This is a genomic window from Sphingobium sp. BYY-5, from assembly GCF_022758885.1.
Lineage (GTDB): Bacteria > Pseudomonadota > Alphaproteobacteria > Sphingomonadales > Sphingomonadaceae > Sphingobium.
Window position 1 is genome coordinate 1,615,244 of the sequence record NZ_JALEBH010000001.1, and the last position, 19,082, is coordinate 1,634,325.

16 protein-coding genes are annotated in these 19,082 nt (G+C 63.6%); 10 read left to right on the forward strand and 6 right to left on the reverse strand.

Annotated features, from left to right (window positions below):
- Positions 1 to 2: 2 nt before the first annotated feature.
- The 5 genes from greA to carA all read right to left on the reverse strand — a co-directional run bounded on the left by greA (position 3) and on the right by carA (position 5,798).
- Positions 3 to 479: a transcription elongation factor GreA gene (gene greA, locus MOK15_RS07715; RefSeq protein ID WP_242931063.1), complete on the reverse strand. Its 477-nt coding sequence runs from the start codon at positions 477 to 479 to the stop codon at positions 3 to 5.
- An 81-nt stretch (positions 480 to 560) separates the two neighbouring features.
- Positions 561 to 3,896 carry a carbamoyl-phosphate synthase large subunit gene (gene carB, locus MOK15_RS07720; protein WP_242931064.1) on the reverse strand — a complete coding sequence of 1,112 codons (3,336 nt, stop codon included), beginning with the start codon at positions 3,894 to 3,896 and terminating at the stop codon, positions 561 to 563.
- The gene (locus MOK15_RS07725) at positions 3,896 to 4,171 is read right to left on the reverse strand and encodes a hypothetical protein (RefSeq protein ID WP_242931065.1); all 276 of its coding nucleotides are present in this window, start codon (positions 4,169 to 4,171) and stop codon (positions 3,896 to 3,898) included. Before MOK15_RS07725 ends, carB begins: the two co-directional genes overlap by 1 nt.
- Positions 4,168 to 4,536, reverse strand: a complete 369-nt coding sequence (locus tag MOK15_RS07730) for a ribonuclease E inhibitor RraB (RefSeq protein ID WP_242931066.1) — start codon at positions 4,534 to 4,536, stop codon at positions 4,168 to 4,170. The genes MOK15_RS07725 and MOK15_RS07730 overlap by 4 nt, the downstream gene beginning before the upstream one ends.
- Complete coding sequence (carA, locus tag MOK15_RS07735) at positions 4,533 to 5,798, reverse strand: glutamine-hydrolyzing carbamoyl-phosphate synthase small subunit (RefSeq protein ID WP_242931067.1); 1,266 nt, start codon at positions 5,796 to 5,798, stop codon at positions 4,533 to 4,535. Before carA ends, MOK15_RS07730 begins: the two co-directional genes overlap by 4 nt.
- A gap of 153 nt (positions 5,799 to 5,951) precedes the next feature.
- Between carA and MOK15_RS07740 the strand changes: the two genes are divergently transcribed.
- From MOK15_RS07740 to MOK15_RS07780, 9 genes are all read left to right on the forward strand, one after another.
- Entirely contained in the window at positions 5,952 to 6,404 is a 453-nt protein-coding gene (locus MOK15_RS07740) for a GatB/YqeY domain-containing protein (RefSeq protein WP_242931068.1), read from the forward strand.
- A gap of 63 nt (positions 6,405 to 6,467) precedes the next feature.
- Complete coding sequence (locus MOK15_RS07745; protein WP_242931069.1) at positions 6,468 to 6,851, forward strand: DUF559 domain-containing protein; 384 nt, start codon at positions 6,468 to 6,470, stop codon at positions 6,849 to 6,851.
- The gene (dnaG, locus tag MOK15_RS07750) at positions 6,848 to 9,691 is read left to right on the forward strand and encodes a DNA primase (RefSeq protein ID WP_242931070.1); all 2,844 of its coding nucleotides are present in this window, start codon (positions 6,848 to 6,850) and stop codon (positions 9,689 to 9,691) included. The genes MOK15_RS07745 and dnaG overlap by 4 nt, the downstream gene beginning before the upstream one ends.
- Positions 9,692 to 9,735: 44 nt before the next feature.
- Positions 9,736 to 11,784, forward strand: coding sequence for an RNA polymerase sigma factor RpoD (gene rpoD, locus MOK15_RS07755; RefSeq protein ID WP_242931071.1), 2,049 nt, complete (start codon positions 9,736 to 9,738; stop codon positions 11,782 to 11,784).
- Between the two features lie 401 nt (positions 11,785 to 12,185).
- The gene (locus MOK15_RS07760; protein ID WP_242931072.1) at positions 12,186 to 12,866 is read left to right on the forward strand and encodes a hypothetical protein; all 681 of its coding nucleotides are present in this window, start codon (positions 12,186 to 12,188) and stop codon (positions 12,864 to 12,866) included.
- A gap of 104 nt (positions 12,867 to 12,970) precedes the next feature.
- Positions 12,971 to 13,816 carry a MoxR family ATPase gene (locus tag MOK15_RS07765; RefSeq protein ID WP_242932681.1) on the forward strand — a complete coding sequence of 282 codons (846 nt, stop codon included), beginning with the start codon at positions 12,971 to 12,973 and terminating at the stop codon, positions 13,814 to 13,816.
- A gap of 125 nt (positions 13,817 to 13,941) precedes the next feature.
- Positions 13,942 to 14,355 carry a GFA family protein gene (locus tag MOK15_RS07770; protein ID WP_242931073.1) on the forward strand — a complete coding sequence of 138 codons (414 nt, stop codon included), beginning with the start codon at positions 13,942 to 13,944 and terminating at the stop codon, positions 14,353 to 14,355.
- A 91-nt stretch (positions 14,356 to 14,446) separates the two neighbouring features.
- Positions 14,447 to 15,478, forward strand: coding sequence for a hypothetical protein (locus MOK15_RS07775; RefSeq protein ID WP_242932682.1), 1,032 nt, complete (start codon positions 14,447 to 14,449; stop codon positions 15,476 to 15,478).
- A 41-nt stretch (positions 15,479 to 15,519) separates the two neighbouring features.
- Entirely contained in the window at positions 15,520 to 16,380 is an 861-nt protein-coding gene (locus MOK15_RS07780; protein ID WP_242931074.1) for a DUF817 domain-containing protein, read from the forward strand.
- Here the strand turns inward: MOK15_RS07780 and MOK15_RS07785 are convergent.
- A complete protein-coding gene (locus MOK15_RS07785) occupies positions 16,368 to 17,732 on the reverse strand; it encodes a methyl-accepting chemotaxis protein (RefSeq protein WP_242931075.1) in 1,365 nt (454 codons plus the stop codon). The genes MOK15_RS07780 and MOK15_RS07785 overlap by 13 nt on opposite strands.
- 148 nt (positions 17,733 to 17,880) lie before the next feature.
- Here MOK15_RS07785 and MOK15_RS07790 point away from each other — a divergent pair, with 148 nt between their 5' ends.
- Positions 17,881 to 19,056 (forward strand): VWA domain-containing protein, encoded by a 1,176-nt coding sequence (locus MOK15_RS07790; protein ID WP_242931076.1) that lies wholly within the window; start codon positions 17,881 to 17,883, stop codon positions 19,054 to 19,056.
- The last annotated feature ends 26 nt before the right edge of the window (positions 19,057 to 19,082 follow it).

Genomic DNA, 19,082 nt, shown 5'->3' on the forward strand with positions numbered 1-19,082 from the left:
CGTCAGATGAACTGGATCTTGTCGACCAGGTAGAATTTGTCGCCCGACGGGACCGACACTTCAACCTCGTCGCCGACTTCACGGCCGATCAGCGCCCGGCCCAGCGGGCTGTTATAGGAGATCATGCCAAGCTTGGCGTCCGCTTCGGCCTGACCGACAATCTGATATTTGATCGGCTTGTCTTCCTCATCCAGCAGCGTGACGGTCGCGCCGAACACGATCTTGTCGCCCGACAGGGTCTTGGGGTCGATCACCTGGGCGCGGGACAATTTGTCCTCCAGGTCGTTGATCGTCGCCTCTACCTGGCCCTGCCGTTCCTTGGCCGCGTGATATTCGGCATTTTCGGACAAGTCGCCATGCGCGCGAGCTTCCTCGATGGCGTCCACGATCAAAGGGCGTTCGGCCTTCAATTCGCGGAGCTGCGCATTGAGCTTGTCATAGCCCATCTGCAGCATCGGCATCTTCTCGACGGTCGCCATTAATGCAAATCCTTCGTCAAAACTTCCCTTTGGCGGCCCCGACCATGGGGCCACCCGCAGCGTGCTTCCTTATGCAGGGGATCAGGCTTGCGACAGAGGATAATAGGACTGGAGCGCGCGCACTTCAAGGGCATGGCCCCGAAGCGCCTCGATCGCGTCCGCCGCGGCCAGGCTCGCGGCCGCCGTGGTGAAGCTGGCGATCTTCGCGCGCAGCGCCGATGTGCGGATCGCCTTGCTGTCCTTCAAGGACTGCCAGCCTTCCGTGGTGTTGAAGATCAACTGCACGTCGCCGTCGGTGATGCGATCGACGATGTGCGGGCGCCCTTCGGCCACCTTGTTCACCGTTTCGACGGCGATGCCCTGTGCTTCCAGATAGGTTGCGGTGCCGCCGGTCGCGATGATAGTGAAGCCCATCCCGGCCAGTTTCTGCACCGCCGGCAGGATCACCGGCTTGTCGCTGTCCTTGACCGACACGAAGACGGTGCCCTGCGTCGGCAGAACCGTGCCCGCTCCAAGCTGCGCCTTGGCAAAGGCGGTCGCGAAATCGCTATCGATTCCCATGACTTCGCCCGTGCTCTTCATTTCCGGCGACAGGACTGGGTCGACGCCGGGGAAGCGCGCGAAGGGGAAGACCGCTTCCTTGACCGCGATGTGCGAAATCGCATGACGGTCGATCTTCGGCAGGTCTTTCAGCTTCTCGCCCGCCATGACGCGGCTGGCGATCTTGGCTATGGGCGTGCCGATCGCCTTGGCGACGAAGGGCACGGTGCGGCTGGCGCGCGGATTGACCTCGATCAGATAGACCGTGCCGTCCTTGACCGCGAACTGGATGTTCATCAGGCCGCGCACCGACAGCGCACGGGCCAGAACTTCGGTCTGCCGTTCGATTTCCGCGATGATATCGTCCGACAGGCTGTAGGGCGGCAGCGAACAGGCGCTGTCGCCCGAATGGACGCCCGCCTCCTCGATATGCTGGAGCACGCCGGCCACGACCACATCGTCGCCGTCGCACAGCGCATCCACGTCCACCTCGATCGCGTCGCGCAGATATTGGTCGATCAGCACCGGCGAGTCGCCCGACACCTGAACGGCGGTGGCGATATATTCCTCCAACTGCGCCTGCCCGTCGACAATCTCCATCGCACGGCCGCCAAGGACATAGGACGGACGCATCAGCACCGGGTAGCCGATGCGGTTGGCGACCGCGATCGCTTCCTCCCGGCTGCGGGCGATGCCATTGTCGGGCTGCTTCAATTTCAGCTTGTCGATCAGCGCGGCGAAGCGTTCGCGATCCTCGGCCAGGTCGATCGCGTCGGGACTGGTCCCCAGGATCGGGATGCCCGCATCCTCCAGCGCCTGCGCCAGCTTGAGCGGCGTCTGGCCACCGAACTGGACGATGACGCCGGCCAGCGTACCGTTCGACATCTCGACGCTCAGGATTTCCAGCACATCCTCGGCCGTCAGCGGCTCGAAATAGAGGCGGTCGGACGTGTCATAATCGGTCGACACCGTTTCCGGGTTGCAGTTGATCATGATCGTCTCATAGCCCACCTCGGCCAGCGCGAAGCAGGCATGGACGCAGCAATAGTCGAACTCGATCCCCTGCCCGATGCGGTTCGGCCCGCCGCCCAGGATGACGACCTTCTTCCGGTCGCTCGGCTGCGCCTCATTCTCCGCCTCGCCGAAGATCGGCGCTTCGTAGGTCGAATACATGTACGGCGTCTTTGCCTCGAACTCGGCGGCGCAGGTGTCGATGCGCTTGAACACCGGACGCACGCCCAGTCTGTGGCGCAGGCTGCGCACCTCATCCTCGGTCACGCCGCCGGTCATCGCCTTCACCGCATCATGGATCAGGCCGCTGCTGCGCGCGATGCCCCGCTCCATGCCGCGCAGATTGGCGGACTTGAGCGCCAGCCAGGCAAGACGCTTGTCGGAAAAGCCCATGGATTTGAGGCGGCGCATCCCGTCCGCGTCCTGCGGCAGGCCATGGGCCAGCACTTCGGCTTCGGCGTCGATGATTTCCTTGATCCGTTCCAGGAACCAGGGGTCGAACTTCGCGATGGCGTGGATTTCCGCGACGGTCAGCCCTTCGCGCAGAGCCTGCGCGGCGACCAGCAGGCGATCGGGGGTCGGCTGGGCCAGGGCGGCGACGATGTCGTCCTTGGGCGCGCCTTCCAGATGATCGACATTGTTGAAGCCGGACAGGCCGGTTTCCAGGCCTCGCAGCGCCTTCTGCATCGATTCATGGATGTTGCGGCCGATCGCCATGACTTCGCCGACGGACTTCATCGCGGTGCCCAGCAGCGGCTCGGAACCCTTGAACTTTTCAAAGGCGAAGCGCGGAATTTTCGTCACGACATAGTCGATGGTCGGTTCGAACGAGGCCGGCGTCGCGCCGGTAATGTCATTCTCGATCTCGTCCAGCGTGTAGCCGACCGCCAGCTTCGCCGCGACCTTGGCGATCGGGAAGCCGGTCGCCTTCGACGCCAGCGCCGAGGAGCGCGACACGCGCGGGTTCATCTCGATCACGATCAGGCGGCCATCCTTCGGATTGACCGAGAATTGCACGTTGGAACCGCCTGTTTCCACGCCGATTTCACGCAGCACCGCGATGCTCGCGTTGCGCATGATCTGATATTCCTTGTCGGTCAGCGTCAGCGCCGGCGCGACAGTGATGCTGTCCCCGGTATGAACGCCCATCGGGTCGACATTCTCGATCGAGCAGATGATGATGGCATTGTCGTTCCGGTCCCGGACGACCTCCATCTCATATTCCTTCCAGCCGAGCAGCGATTCCTCGATCAGCACTTCGGTGGTCGGCGAGGCGTCCAGCCCTTCGCCGACGATCCGCTTGAACTCTTCCCGGTTATAGGCGACGCCACCGCCGGTCCCGCCCAGCGTGAAGCTGGGGCGGATGATCGAGGGCAGGCCGGTGAACTCCAGCGCGTCGAGCGCCTCCTCCATCGTATGGGCAATGCGCGATCGGGCGGATTCCAGCCCGATCTTGTCCATCGCGTCGCGGAATTTCAGCCGGTCCTCCGCCTTGTCGATCGCCTCGGCGTCCGCGCCGATCATCTTGACGCCATATTTCTCCAGCGTGCCGTCATTGAACAGGGCCAGCACCGTGTTCAGCGCCGTCTGCCCGCCCATGGTCGGCAGCACCGCGTCCGGCCGCTCCTTCTCGATGATCTTCGCCACGATTTCGGGCGTGATCGGCTCGACATAGGTCGCGTCGGCAAATTCCGGGTCGGTCATGATGGTGGCCGGGTTGGAGTTCACCAGGATGATGCGATAGCCCTCTTCCTTGAGCGCCTTCACCGCCTGCGTGCCCGAATAATCGAACTCGCACGCCTGGCCGATGATGATCGGACCAGCGCCGATGATGAGGATAGAGGAGATGTCGGTGCGTTTGGGCATTATTTGGACTCTTCTCGATAAAGCTCGTTGCCAACAAAACCCATTTTCATGGGGAGCTTAATGGCTTTAAGTTCGGTAAGCGTGCATTCAACCGCTTGATATTTGGCATCCTGCGGCGGCTGGAATTGCAGTTCATCCTTGCCGTGCAATTTCAGCGCTGATCGCGGGAGACCGCATTTGTCAGCAATCGCATCGAACTGGGATTGGGTCAGTTCAGCCTTGGCAGCACAGCCGGCAAAGAGGATCAGCGAGCAGATCAGTGGCGTGTATTTCAATGCACGCCCCCCGCCTGCGCCTCGCAGCCCCAGCCGTCATATTCGACGCCGCAGAGGATTTCGATCTGGAGGCACTTCCGGGTCAGCGCGCGGATCGAGGCTTCGTCTACCGGCTGCACACATTCCAGGAACAGGAACAGGTCGCCATCCTCATCCTCCTCGCGGTCCAGTTCGACGAAGCCGAACTGGCTGGCGATGGTCAGGACGCGCTCGAAATCCTTCTCGCTGCCCCGGAAGCTCACGTCCACGGGCCGCGCGATGCGCGCCACGTCGCCATTCTCCGCCAGATTGGCGAGGACGGCCTTGTCCGCCTCCCACTCGGCGGCAAGGCGCGCTTCATCGACGGGGGGCAGGTTCTGGCTCATGCCGCGACCGGCTTTTTAATGCCGTCCACGAACCGCTTGAATAGATAGAAACTGTCCTGCGGGCCGGGCGAGGCTTCGGGGTGGTACTGCACCGAAAAGGCGTTCTTATCCATCAGTTCGATGCCGCAATTGCTGCCGTCGAACAGCGACACATGGGTCGAACGCGCATTGGCGGGCAGCGTGTCGACATCCACGGCAAAACCATGGTTCATCGACGTGATCTCGACCAGACCGTCCGACAGGCGCTTGACCGGATGGTTCGCGCCGCGATGGCCCTGATGCATCTTGATCGTCTTCGCGCCCACCGCCAGGCCCAGCAACTGATGCCCCAGGCAGATGCCGAAGATCGGCACGTCCCGCTCCAGCAGCGCGGCGATCACCGGCACGGCATATTCGCCGGTCGCGGCCGGATCGCCTGGACCGTTGGAGAGGAACACGCCGTCCGGCTTCTGCGCCATCACCTGCTCATAGCTGGCGGTGGCGGGCAGCACGGTGACGCGCGCGCCGGCCTGCACCAGATTGCGGAAGATATTATTCTTCGCGCCATAATCGATCGCGACGACATGGGGGCGTGAGGAACCTCCGTTCGTGTCGAGCGAAGTCGAGACACGGCTGGCACCGTCATCCGAAACAGGCTTCTCGATTTCGCTCGAAGCGAACGGTGTGTCTGTTTCGTTCAGGCCATAGCCATGGCCCAGCGTCCACACGCCGTCCTTCCACAGGCGGCTTTCCTTGCCCGTGACTTCGATGGCGAGGTCCATGCCCTCCAGCCCCGGCCAGCCCGCCGCCTTGGCGGCCAGCGCCGCGATGTCGAACTGGCCCTCGGGATCATGGGCGATCACGACATTGGGCGCGCCCTTGATGCGGATCAGGCGGGTCAGCGCGCGGGTGTCGACCCCGGCCAGGCCGATGCGCCCCTTCGCCGACATCCACTGGTCGAACGGTTGAACATTGCGGAAATTGCTGGGCGCGGTGACGTCTTCCCGCACGATGCAGCCCAGCGCGTGCGGCGCGTCGGCCTCCACATCGTCCGGGTTGGTGCCGACATTGCCGATATGGGGGAAGGTGAAGTTGATGATCTGCCCGGCATAGCTGGGATCGGTCATGATCTCCTGATAGCCGGTGATGGACGTGTTGAAGCAAAGCTCGCCCACCGCATCGCCGACAGCGCCGAAGCCCCGGCCGAACACCGCGCTGCCATCGGCGAAAACCACGGCCCCTGTCGCTCCTTTGGGCACGGTAAGGGTCTTGGCGTCTGCCATGGTCGCGGTCCTTTATGCTTTTGCGGGAACCCGTCTCAAGCGGGTTAAACGGCCGGTCAGGTAGGCGCGCATCCTCTCAAGGTCAACGTCTGTTAAAAATCTCTTTTCGCACTATATCTGTCTCTTTCCGCAAGAGACAGGATTCATTCGCCCATGATTCGCGACACGATACAGAGCGCCCAGGTCGTAGCCATGAAGGCCGGCGACAAGGAACGGCTGGCCGCCGTGCGCCTGATCCTGGCGAAGCTGAAGGACCGCGACATCGAACTGCGCACCGCCGCCAACGTGCCGGACGACGACACCGTGGTAGTGGAAGTGCTCCAGAAGATGGTCAAGCAGCGCCGCGAATCGATCGACATGTTCAGGAATGGCGGTCGCGACGAACTGGCCGCCAAGGAACAGGCCGAAGTCGACGTGATCGAAAGCTTCCTCCCCGCGCAGATGAGCGAGGAAGAGACGAAAACCGCGATCGAAGGCATCAAGGCCGAAGTCGGGGCGGCCAGCGTCAAGGACATGGGCAAGGTCATGGCCGTGCTCAAGGACCGCCACGGCAGCGTGATCGACATGAGCAAGGCCAGCGGCCTGGTGAAGGCGGCGTTGGGGTGACATGTCGCCTATAGTCCCCCTCCCGCTTGCGGGAGGGGTCAGGGGAGGGCATGTTGAACCCCGATGGACAAAGGCTACGCCCGCCCCACCGCAAAAGCGCGTGGTCTGCGCAACAATGCGACGGAAGCCGAACGCATCCTGTGGCGCGCCATCAGCGCCCGAAAAGTCTCCGGCATACGTTTCAACCGGCAAGTGCCGATCGGCCCCTTTATCTGCGATTTCGTGGCTAGATCGATCGGCCTGGTGATCGAGGTTGATGGCGGACAGCATAATGAGGAAGCCGATGCCGAACGGACCCGCTATATCGAAGCACAGAAGTTTCGGGTGATCCGCTTTTGGAACAATGATGTTCTTGGCAACATCGAAGGCGTAATTGAGGAAATCGAACGGGTGATTGCAAACATGCCCTCCCCCGACCCCTCCCGCAGGCGGGAGGGGAGCTATTGACCCTCACCCCCCAATGGCTGGACGAACTGCGCGCGCGCACGTCGCTGTCCACCCTCATCGGCAAGACGGTGAAGGTCACGAAGGCGGGCCGCGAATATAAGGCCTGCTGCCCCTTCCATAACGAAAAGACGCCCAGCTTCACGATCAACGACGAGAAGGGCTTCTACCACTGCCTGGCTGGTGAAACGCTGGTCCAGACGCCACAAGGCCGTCTACCTATCGCGGAACTGGCTGGCCGGACCATCGAAATTCTGACGAGCGGCGGCCTTTGGCGTCCCGCCTATTTCGATTCCTACGGCACCCAGCAGCTCTGGCGAATCACCTTGTCGCGCAATGGCGTACGCAAGGAGATTTTCGCCACCAGCGGCCATCGCTGGTTTGTGCGTGGACGCAAATCCGCGCTCGTGACCACCGAATTAAAGGCGGGGCACAGGCTCGCCACCGTCTTGCCGCCCCAAAGGCGCGACTGGACGCTCGATCCTGCCGGTGTGCGGCACGGCATCATGTTCGGTGACGGCACGCTCTATGGAGCGCGCTACGGCACGGTCAATTTCCATGGCGAAAAGGACGCGGCGCTCGCCCAATGGTTTCCCGACCAGAAGCCCGCCTTACGCACGCGCGATAATGGCCAAAGCTATCTGAAAATCTATGGCGGCAAGGCTTTTGCCCACATGAAGGCCCTGCCGCCGATCGACAGCCCGGACGCCTATCTTCTGGGCTTCCTTGCCGGCTATCTGGCGGCCGACGGCCATGTCGCCAAGGATGGCACTGTCATGCTCAACAGCGCAGACGCCCAAACTCTGGAATCGGTGCGCGATATTGCAACCCGCGTGGGGATCGGCACCTATTCGCGCACGTCGGTCAGCCGAAAGGGATATGGCGCCGCAGCCAGCTTGCTGCATCGCATTCATTTTGTGCCCTCCACCCTGTCCAGCGAGATGTTCCTGCTCCGCGAAGCAATGGAACGATTTTCTCAGCATAAGAAGAAGTTCGACCGGTTGCGTTGGACTGTCCTGTCCGTGGAAGCGACGGATCGGCACGAAACCGTCTATTGCGCGGACGTTCCCGAATTTCATGCCTTCGCCATCGACGACAATATCCTGACCGGCAATTGCTTCGGCTGCGGGGCGCATGGCGATGCGATCCGGTGGATGACCGATCAGCGCGGCCTGCCCTTCATGGAGGCGGTGAAGGAACTGGCCGCCACCGCCGGCATGGACGTCCCCGCCCCCGACCCGCGCGCCGCCAAGCGCGCCGAACAGGCAAAGGGGCTGCATGAGGCGATGGCGGCGGCGCAGGGCTTTTTCGAGGAGCAACTGGGCGGCATCGACGGTGGTGAGGCGCGCGCCTATCTGCAAAAGCGTGGCATCAGCGACGCCACCCGCCGTACCTTCGGTTTCGGCTACTCGCCCGACGGACGCGGCCGGCTGAAAACCGCGCTCAACGAATTTGGCGAACCGATGCTGGTCGAGGCCGGCCTGCTGATCGATCCGGACGCGATCGAGCCGGATGGCGGTAAAGCCAAGAAACGCGACAGCTATGACCGCTTCCGCGGCCGCCTGATGCTCCCGATCCGCGACATTCGCGGCCGGGTGATCGCGTTTGGCGGCCGCATCCTGGGGTCCGGCGAGCCCAAATATCTGAACTCCCCCGACACGCCGCTCTTCGACAAGGGCCGCACCCTCTACAATATCGACCGCGCCTCCCCCGCCAGCCGCCAGTCGGGCCGGGTGATCGTGGTCGAAGGCTATATGGACGTGATCGCGCTCGCCCAGGCCGGGTTCGGCGAAGCGGTCGCCCCGCTCGGCACGGCGCTCACCGAGCATCAGATCGAGCGGCTGTGGAAGATGGTCGAGGTGCCCCTGCTCTGCTTCGACGGCGACTCGGCGGGGCAGAAGGCGGCGATCCGCGCCGCCAACCGCGCCCTGCCCCTGCTCCGCCCCGGCCACAGCCTTGCCTTCGCGACGCTTCCGCCTGGCCAGGACCCGGACGACCTGATCCGCGCCAGCGGTCCCCAGGCGATGGAAGCGGTGCTGAACAAGGCCGAACCGCTGATCGAACGGCTCTGGAGCCATGAGATCGCCGCCGCCCCGCTCGACACGCCCGAACAGAAGGCCGCGCTCAAGCAGCGGCTTCGCGCCATTTCGGATGCGATTGCCCATCCCGACGTGCGTGCCCATTACGCCCATGCGTTCCGCGAGCGCTACGACTCGCTCTTCTTTGCCCGGCGCGATTCCGCGCCCAGCCAGTCCCGCCCGCGCGGAAACGACTCGGCGCGCTGGCAACGCGACAAGCGCGGCAACTGGAAAGCACCGATTCCGCCCGCCGGCATCGAAGTACGGGCAATCGGCGCCAGCGGCATGGAGCAGCGCCTGCTCCGCGCGATTCTGGCCGCTTTGCTGCGCCATCCCGAACAAATCGCCCCGCATCGGGAGATGCTGTCGGCCCTGCAAATCGGCGATCCGCTGCTCGCCCGGCTGCTCGCCGCGATGATTGGCGCGTCCTTTCGCAAAGAAACAGTTGAAACGCAGGCCCTCCTTACCATATTGGGGCAAGGTGAAGTGTATAATATGGCTAAGGGGATGCTCCGGGCCGACACGTTCACACTCACCCCCAACAGGATGACCACCGACCCTGATCGCCTTGCTCGCGATCTGGAGGAGGCCGTTCGGGTGATGGCGCAGGGACCGGAGTTGGAAACGGCGCTGGTGGAGGCCACGAGACGGTTCGAGAACGACTTCAGCGAGGAGAATTTCGCTGAGCAGCAGCGCATTCGCGCGCTGAAAGCCGATCATGATCGTCGCCTGGCGGAACTTGCGCAGTCCGAAGATAGTATTTGATCCAGGTCAACCCTTTTAAAAGGGTGACGAAGTAAGGCGAATAAATGGCGACCAAGGCGAACAGCAAAAATGGCAGCGTGGGTGATGGAGAGGATGGCGGCGATGCTCCCCTGCTCGATCTCAACGAAGCCTCGGTCAAGAAGCTTATCGCCCGCGCGAAGAAGCGCGGCTACATCACCTATGACGAGCTGAACGACGCCCTGCCGCAGGACCAGATGTCCTCCGAGCAGATCGAGGACATCATGTCCGCCCTCAACGAGATGGGCGTCAACATCGTCGAGAATGAGGAAGCCAGCGAGGACGGCGACGAGCAGCGCGAGCGTGAGGATGCCGAGGACGCCGAAGATGATTCGGGCGAGGACGATGGCGGCCCCAAGCTCGTCACCGAAAAGAAGAAGGAAACGGTCGATCGCACCGACGATCCCGTTCGCATGTATCTGCGCGAAATGGGCGCCGTCGAACTGCTCAGCCGCGAGGGCGAAATCGCCATCGCCAAGCGGATCGAGGCCGGTCGCGACACGATGATCCTGGGTCTGTGCGAAAGCCCGACCACCTTCAACGCGATCATCGAATGGTCGACCGCGCTCAACAATGGCGAGATGCAGCTGCGCGAGATCCTCGATCTCGACGCCATGCTCTCCAAGGACCCCGCTCCGGAAAACCTGGAAGAGGGCGCCGAAGAGGATGATGGCGAGATCAGCGAGAAGACCGCCGGCCCCAGCTTCAAGGAAGAGGAAGAGCCGGAGGAGGAATCCGCCGACGCCGACGAGGATGAGGACGGCACCCCCCGCCCCCGTCGCAATGAGGAAGAAGAGGAAGAGGACAACACCCTCTCCCTCGCCCAGATGGAAGAGACGCTCAAGCCGATGGCGCTTGAGAAGTTCGCGACCATCACCGAAATCTTCCGCGCCTTTTCCAAGGCGCAGGAATCGCGCATGGTCGCCATGGCCAATGGCGAGACGCTGAGCCAGAAGGCCGAGGACGACTATCAGGCACTGCGCGAAAGCCTGACCGCCGAAGTCGAGAGCGTCCAGTTCCACCAGCAGAAGATCGAATATCTGGTCGATCAGCTTTATGCCTATAACCGGCGCCTGACCGCGCTGGGCGGGCAGATGCTGCGCCTGGCGGAACGGCATAAGGTCAGCCGCAAGGATTTCCTCGACCGCTATGTCGGCAACGAGCTGGACGACGTCTGGCTGGAGAAGGTCCAGGGACTCGACAAGAAATGGGCCGCCTTCGTCGCCGCCGAAGCGCGCGCGGTCGACCGCATCCGCAACGAGGTGAATGAAATCGCGCAAGCGACCGGCATGTCCTTGAGCGAATTCCGCCGCATCGTGAACATGGTGCAGAAGGGCGAGCGAGAAGCGCGCATCGCGAAGAAGGAAATGGTGGAGGCCAACCTGCGCCTCGTCATCTCCATCGCGAAGAAATACACGAACCGCGGTCTGCAATTCCTGGATCTCATCCAGGAAGGCAATATCGGCCTGATGAAGGCGGTCGATAAGTTCGAATATCGTCGCGGCTACAAGTTCAGCACCTATGCGACCTGGTGGATCAGGCAGGCGATCACCCGCTCGATCGCGGATCAGGCGCGGACCATCCGCATCCCGGTCCACATGATCGAGACGATCAATAAGCTGGTCCGCACCAGCCGCCAGTTCCTGCATGAGCAGGGCCGCGAGCCGACCCCGGAGGAAATGGCCGAGCGCCTGTCCATGCCGCTGGAGAAGGTGCGCAAGGTGATGAAGATCGCCAAGGAGCCGATCAGCCTCGAAACGCCGATCGGCGACGAGGAGGACAGCCATCTGGGCGACTTCATCGAGGACAAGAATGCGATCATCCCGGTGGACGCCGCGATCCAGGCGAACCTCAAGGAAACCGTCACCCGCGTCCTCGCCAGCCTCACCCCGCGCGAGGAGCGCGTGCTGCGAATGCGCTTCGGCATCGGCATGAACACTGACCATACGCTGGAGGAAGTGGGCCAGCAGTTCAGCGTGACCCGCGAACGCATCCGCCAGATCGAGGCGAAGGCGCTGCGCAAGCTCAAGCACCCGTCGCGCTCACGCAAGATGCGGTCTTTCCTCGATCAGTAAAATGCAGGTGATTGCAGCCTTTGCAAACCTGCTTCCTGAATGTCCGTGACCGGGTAAAAAAATCCTCCCCTGCAAGGGGAGGGGGACCACGAAGTGGTGGAGGGGTGTCCCGTCATCGATGGAGCGACACCCCTCCGTCAGGCGCTACGCGCCTGCCACCTCCCCTACCAGGGGAGGATGGAGATCCACCTCTGATCCTTCTCGAATGTGCGCGGCCTTGGATTTGCGAACGCCGTGTTCGCCAAAATTAAAGTGGATCGGTAAATATAAATTAACCATCCCTGACGGAAAAGGGCGGCTTTCACGGCCGCCCTTTCTGATTCCGTAAACCGGACGTTTACCCGATTTCCCTATTCTTGGCGTTCTCCCTGCGTGGGCGGGGCATCACAGGGATCTGGAGCATGAGCGAAGCGGCCCCCCGCTATCAATTTGGCGACGTATCGCGCGTTCTTGAAGCGCTGATCGCCGCCGACGGCACGGTCGCCCATGCCTATGCCAATCGCGCCAGCATGGGCATCGCGCGCGAAGGACTGCTCTCGCTTCCCGATCTGGCTGACGCCAGCTTCTATATTTCCCTGCTCCATGGCCGTCATCCCGGCGTCATCGATTATGCCGCGACCCGCTCGGCCGACAATGGCGCGCGCCTCTGGCTGATCGCGGCGGGCGACGCCTTTGCGGCCGAACGCGCCTATATGACTCAAGTGACCGTGGCCGCCGGCGCAGCGCCCAGCACGGCGGGCCAGGCCGATTGCGAAACCGCCGTCAGCCAGCAGCGTCACGCCCTCGACACGCTCGCCCAGTCCGACCGGCGCGGCTGCGCCATGGGCGCGGCGATGGCCTTGATCCTCGACTGGGGCGCCGTGCGCCATGTGCTGGACATGACGGCGATCCGCGCCGGGCTGGAACCGCAACCCTGCGCCTTGCCCGATCGCGCCACCACGCTGGAGGTCGCCCGCGCGATCGGCGGGGACGACATTATCGATCGGGCGATCCAGTTCGGCGCGCGCCAGTTGCTCGCCCAGCATCGCGGCCTGTGGGATTTGCTCAGCGCCCGCGCCGCCGTCCGCGCCAGGACCGCCTGATCCAGCGCATCACCGATCCTTCCCTATTGCATCGCACAAACGCATTGCGCGCGGCCATCGCTATGCCTTAATCCGAAATGAGGCGGGATAGCGGAAGGACCATGATGCGCTTTGAAGGCACGCAGGATTATGTCGCCACCGACGATCTGAAGGTCGCGGTCAACGCCGCCGTGCTGCTGCGCCGCCCGCTGCTGGTGAAGGGCGAGCCAGGCACCGGCAAGACCGTGCTGGCGCAGGAAATCGCCACGGCGCTGGACGCCCCGCTCATCGAATGGAACGTCAAGTCGACGACCAAGGCGCATCAGGGCCTCTATGAATATGACGCCGTCGCCCGCCTGCGCGATGGGCAGCTCGGCGACCCGCGCGTCCACGACATTTCCAACTATATCCGCAAGGGCAAGCTGTGGGAGGCCTTCACCTCACCCCGCCTGCCCGTGCTGCTGATCGACGAGATCGATAAGGCCGACATCGAATTTCCCAACGACCTGTTGCAGGAACTCGATCGCATGGCCTTCCACGTCTATGAAACGGGGGAGACGATCGCGGCGGCCGAACGCCCGGTGGTGGTCATCACCTCCAACAATGAAAAGGAACTGCCCGACGCTTTCCTGCGCCGCTGTTTCTTCCACTATATCAAATTCCCCGACCGCGAGACGATGGAGCAGATCGTCGAGGTGCATTTCCCCGGCATCCAGAAAATCCTGGTCAGCCGGGCGATGGAGATTTTCTACGAGATCCGCGACGTGCCGGGCCTCAAGAAAAAGCCCAGCACCAGCGAACTGCTCGACTGGCTGAAACTGCTGCTGAACGAGGACATGCCCCTCGACGTCCTCCAGAACAACGACCCGACCAAGGCCATTCCCCCGCTCCACGGCGCATTGCTCAAGAATGAGCAGGACGTCATGATGTTCGAACGACTGGCGTTCATGGCGAGAAGGCAAGGGCGTTGAGATAGTCTCCCCTCCCGCTTGCGGGAGGGGCCGGGGGAGGGCATGTTCGATCCATGCCGGACGCCTGGCACCCCTCCCCTAACCCCTCCCTGAAGGGAGGGAAATGTGAAGCAGAAACACCACCCATGCCCCACTCCGCCGGATGCCTCTGCGGCCAGGTCCGCATCACGATCGAAGCCGAACCCATCGCCGCCCGCATGTGCTGGTGCCGTCTCTGCCAATATCTGGGCGGCGGATCGGCCACGGTGAATGTCTGCTTCCCCAGCGAGCATGTGACCACCACGGGCGAGGTGCGCTGGCATGACAGCGTCGCCGACAGCGGCAACGCGATGAAGCGCGGCTTCTGCCCCGAATGCGGCACGCCCCTCTTCAGCATGGCCGAATCGCGTCCGCACCTGACCTTCATCCGCGCCGGCGCGCTTGACGATCCCTCGCTGATCGCCCCGCAGGCGGTGATCTGGACCGACGCCGCGCCCGATTGGGCGCATCATGATCCCGCATTGCCCCATTATCCGGCGCAAATCCCGCCGGTAAGCTGAAAAGGCGCTTGCGCCCGCCCGCCCAGCCTGTAGCTTCCCTGTCATAGTTCAAGGCCGCGCCAAGACGGTCTGGATCTGGAGAGGGATGCTGATGCCCAAATGCGCGTTGTTCCTGTTGTCGGCGGCCCTGTGCCTGGCCGTGCCTTCGCTCGCGCAGGCAACGGAAGATGCGGAGGCATGGACGCCGACGGGCAGCGCCATCCGCGCCAATGCCGCAGGGATCGACCTGCCACAGACCGTGGCCGGCCTCTCGCTCAGCAAGAGCGGCGAAGCCTCCAATGGCGGCCGCGCAGTCGATAACTACGCCCAATATCTGTCCGAGGACGGCGCCGTCCAGGCAACCCTCTATGTCTATATGCCGACCTATGCCGACGCCTCGCTCGCCGCCTATATGACCGACAAGGCGATCATGGAGCGGTTCGGCGCCCGGACCCGCCGCACCGCCTATGCCAGCGCCCCTGCCGCCGGTCAGGCGGGTCGCGCGATCCGCGCCGTCTATGACGATGCCGCCGACGGCGCGCTGACGACGGCGGCGGGCTTCGTCCATGCCGGGCGCTGGATCGTCAAGATTCGCGTGACCGGTCCCACCGAACGCCGCGCAGACGTGCTGGCCGGGCTGGACGGCATGTTGTCGGGCCTGGCCTTCGACGATGCCTCCTTGCTCCTCGCCACCGCCCCCGCCAGTTTCAGCGCCTGTCCGGCCGCCGAGACCGGCGACGCGCGGCTTGCCAAAGCGGACCCGGCCGAACAGGCCGTGCCGCAGGATGTCCGTATCCCGCGCGACGGCAAGGATGCGCTGTGCGTGCGCGGCACCGTGACCACGGCGGATGGCCGCTACGACATGCTCCAGCAGGCCGGGCGCAGCGACGGCCCGATCATCGTGCCGGTGGACGACAGCGGCACCCTGCTCGCCTTCGACCCGGAGGCTGATGCGCAGGGCTATAAGCTGTCCATCCACATGGTCGGCCAGACCGACCTTTACGGCGTCTATGACAAGGTGCCCAGCCCGCGCCAGGTCGCCGCGATCCTGGACGGCAAGGACCCGCAGACCGCCCAGGCCGAAATGACCGCCGCCTACGCCGCCAATGGCGACGTGACGATGCAGTCCGCGCGGGGCCGCTGACAGGACTTCCTTTCCCGCAGAGGCGGCTTTAAGCCGTTGCCATGATCCATAGTCTGGGCGCGACCCGCTTCGCCCGTATCCGCGCGCGGCTGGAGGCGATCCGCATCGCGCCCGGCCCGCAGGCGTGGGCCTTCGAATTTCTCCTCTTCGGCTTCAAGCAGGGCTGGGCCTGCCTGTTCGGCGGATTGATGCTCGCGCTACTGCTGGCGACGCATCTCTTCTATCCTGCCGGCGCGCCGCTCCATCGCTATGATTTCCTGACGCTCGCGGCGCTCGTCATCCAGGCCGGGATGCTCGCCTTCCGCCTCGAAAGTTGGGAGGAGGCAAAGGTCATCTTCGCCTTCCACCTGATCGGCACGGTCATGGAATTGTTCAAGACCCATGCCGGTTCGTGGCTCTATCCCGAAGCCAGCCTGCTCCATGTCGGGCCGGTCCCGCTCTTCTCCGGCTTCATGTATGCGGCGGTGGGCAGCTATATCGCCCGCATCTGGCGCATCTTCGGCTTCCGCTTCACCCGCTACCCGCCGGTCTGGAGCACAGTGCTGCTGGCCTGCGCCATCTACGTCAATTTCTTCGCCCACCACTGGTTGCCCGACATCCGCCTCGCCTTGTTCGCCGCGGCGATCGCGCTGTTCGGGCGAAGCTGGATCGTCTTCACCCCATGGCGCGAACCGCGCCGGATGCCGCTGCTCGTCGGCTTCTTCCTCGTCGCTCTGTTCATCTGGTTCGCAGAGAATATCGGCACCTTCGCCAATGCCTGGACCTATCCCGACCAGCGTCATGGCTGGCAGATGGTCAGCGTCGCCAAGCTCGGTAGCTGGTATCTGCTGATGATCATCTCCTTCGTGCTCGTGTCGCTGATCCACGGCATCCGCGCGAAGGACGGCGATCAGATCAGATAGCCGACCTCATACAGTCCCCAGCGGCGCCCGGCGAACACCAAAGGCACGAACACGCTGCGCAGCGCTCTATAACGACCTTCGCCCAGATCCTGCCGATAGGTGAAGAGGAAAAAGTCCCCCGCCCCGTCCAGCGCTCGGCGGGTCTGGCTGTCCATGAATATCTGCCGGTTGCGGGCATGTTCCATATTCCATGCCCGCGCGTCCGGCCGCTGAGGCTGGCTACGCGCGCTGATATGGGTGGGCAGATAGCCGTTCATGTCGATCAGACAGCAGCCGATGACCGCACTGTCCTCGCCCGTATGCCGGTCCAGCACCGGTCGCAGCACTGTGTCGGCGAACGGCGTGAAGCCGTTCATATATTGCGCCGGGTCCGACCGGTCGATCCGGCGATAGTCCGTGTCGAACAGCGCCTCGACGCTCAACCGCCCTTCGTCCAACGCCCCTTCGATCAGCGCGCGGACCTCCTCCGCCCCTTCCTCGGCCAGCGCGATATAGCGGCTGTTGCGCGTCTTCTGCGGTCCATGCGCCGTGGTGTTGAGCATGGCGTTGGCCATCCCCTCCAGTCCTTCGAGCTGTCCGCGCGCCGCATCGACCCGCGCCGCGCTCTCGTTCGAGGAACGGCTGAAATCGGCCAGCCCATGGCGCAGCGCCGCGACATCGCCGTCGGCCGCATCGGTGCAGGTGACGATCACCTCGGACCGCTCGCCGAACTGCGTCACCAGCGAGGCGATCTCCGCCATGCCGAGCCGTAGCCGGTCGATATGGGTGCCGGCTTCGCGCCCGCGCACGATATTGGCCTCCACCCCGCCGATCAGCCGCCGCGCATCGCGATCCAGTTGGCCCAGCTTGTCGCCCACCGACGCGGCGGACTCTCCCGCCTGCCCGGCCAGCCTCCGGATTTCTTCCGCCACGACGGCGAAGCCCAGCGTCGCCTCGCCGCCGCGCGCCGCCTCGATCGCGGCATTGATGCCCAGCAGGCGCGTCTGCCGCGCGATCGCGCCCAGATCCTCGGAAATGGAACCCACCGCCTCGATCACGGTCAGGAACTGGCGCAGATGCCCTTCCAGCCCGGTCACATGCTCGACCAACCCCGCCACTTCGCCCAGCGACAGGCCGATCACTTCATGCCCATCGGCGATGATCCGTCCGGCGCGGCGGCTGGTCAGGCTCAATTCCTGCGCCGCCGCCACGCTTTCGGCCTGGCTCGCGGCCAGCATGTCCATATTGCGCTCCAGGTCCGTCAGGCGCGCGGCGTCACCCTGGATGCGACGGTTCAACTCGCCCAGAAACCCAGCCGTCTCGCTGCACTGCAATGCTATGTCGCCCGACCGTTCCCCCAGGTCGGCCAACAAGTCCCTGTTTTCCAAGCTCGCCCCACTTGCTGCGCTCATCGATGGATTGTGACGGATTAACCATGCGCCGCAACACTTAAGATTCGGACAATCACCGATCGCCGCCGCGACTTGCATCAGCGCGCGCGCTGCCCGACAAGCATCAGCCATGCTGCTCAACTTTCTCGACGCGCTCCGCGCCGCCGGCATCCCCGCCAGCATCAAGGAGCATCTGCTGCTGCTGGAAGCGCTCGACCGCGACGTCATCGCCCGCCGACCGGAGGATTTCTATTATCTCGCCCGCGCCACCTATGTGAAGGATGAGGGGCTGCTCGACCGCTTCGACCAGGTTTTCGGGCAAGTCTTCAAGGGCGTGCTAGGCCAGGACGGGGTTGAGGCGGACATTCCCGAAGATTGGCTGCGCCTCGTCGCCGAGAAATTTCTCACGCCCGAAGAGATGGAGAAGATCGAGGCGCTGGGCGATTGGGACGAGATCATGGATACGCTCCGCAAAAGGCTGGAGGAGCAGGAGGGCCGGCACCAGGGCGGCAATAAATGGATCGGCACCGGCGGCACTTCCCCCTTCGGCCATGGCGGCTATAATCCGGAGGGGGTGCGGATCGGCGGCGAAAGCCGTCACAAGCGCGCGATCAAGGTCTGGGAAAAGCGCGACTTCGCCAATCTCGACAGCACGAAGCAACTGGGTACCCGCAACATCAAGGTCGCATTGCGTCGCCTGCGCCGCTTCGCACGCGAAGGCGCGGCCGAGGAACTGGACCTGGACGAAACCATCCGGGGGACGGCGCGGCAGGGCTGGCTGGACATAAGGATGCGGCCGGAACGGCATAATGCGGTCAAGCTGCTACTGTTCCTCGACGTGGGCGGATCGATGGACCCGTTCGTCACGCTGTGCGAGGAACTGTTCTCCGCCGCGACCAGCGAATTCAAGAATATGGAATTTTTCTACTTCCATAACTGCCTCTACGAAGGCGTGTGGAAGGATAATCGCCGCCGCTTTTCGGAACGGACCCCGACCTGGGACATCCTCCACAAATATGGCCATGACTATAAGGTGATCTTCGTCGGCGACGCGGCGATGAGCCCCTATGAGATCAGCCATCCCGGCGGTTCGGTCGAACATATGAACGAGGAAGCGGGCGCCGTCTGGCTCCAGCGCATCGCCCACACCTATCCCGCCACCATCTGGCTCAATCCCTCGCCCGAAGCGCATTGGGGCTACAGCCAGTCCACCCGCCTCATCCGCGACCTGATGAACGACCGCATGTACCCGCTGACGATCGAAGGCATTGATGCGGCGATGCGGGAATTGACGCGGAAGCGGTGATCCGTTCCGTCAACGCTGTCCGTCCC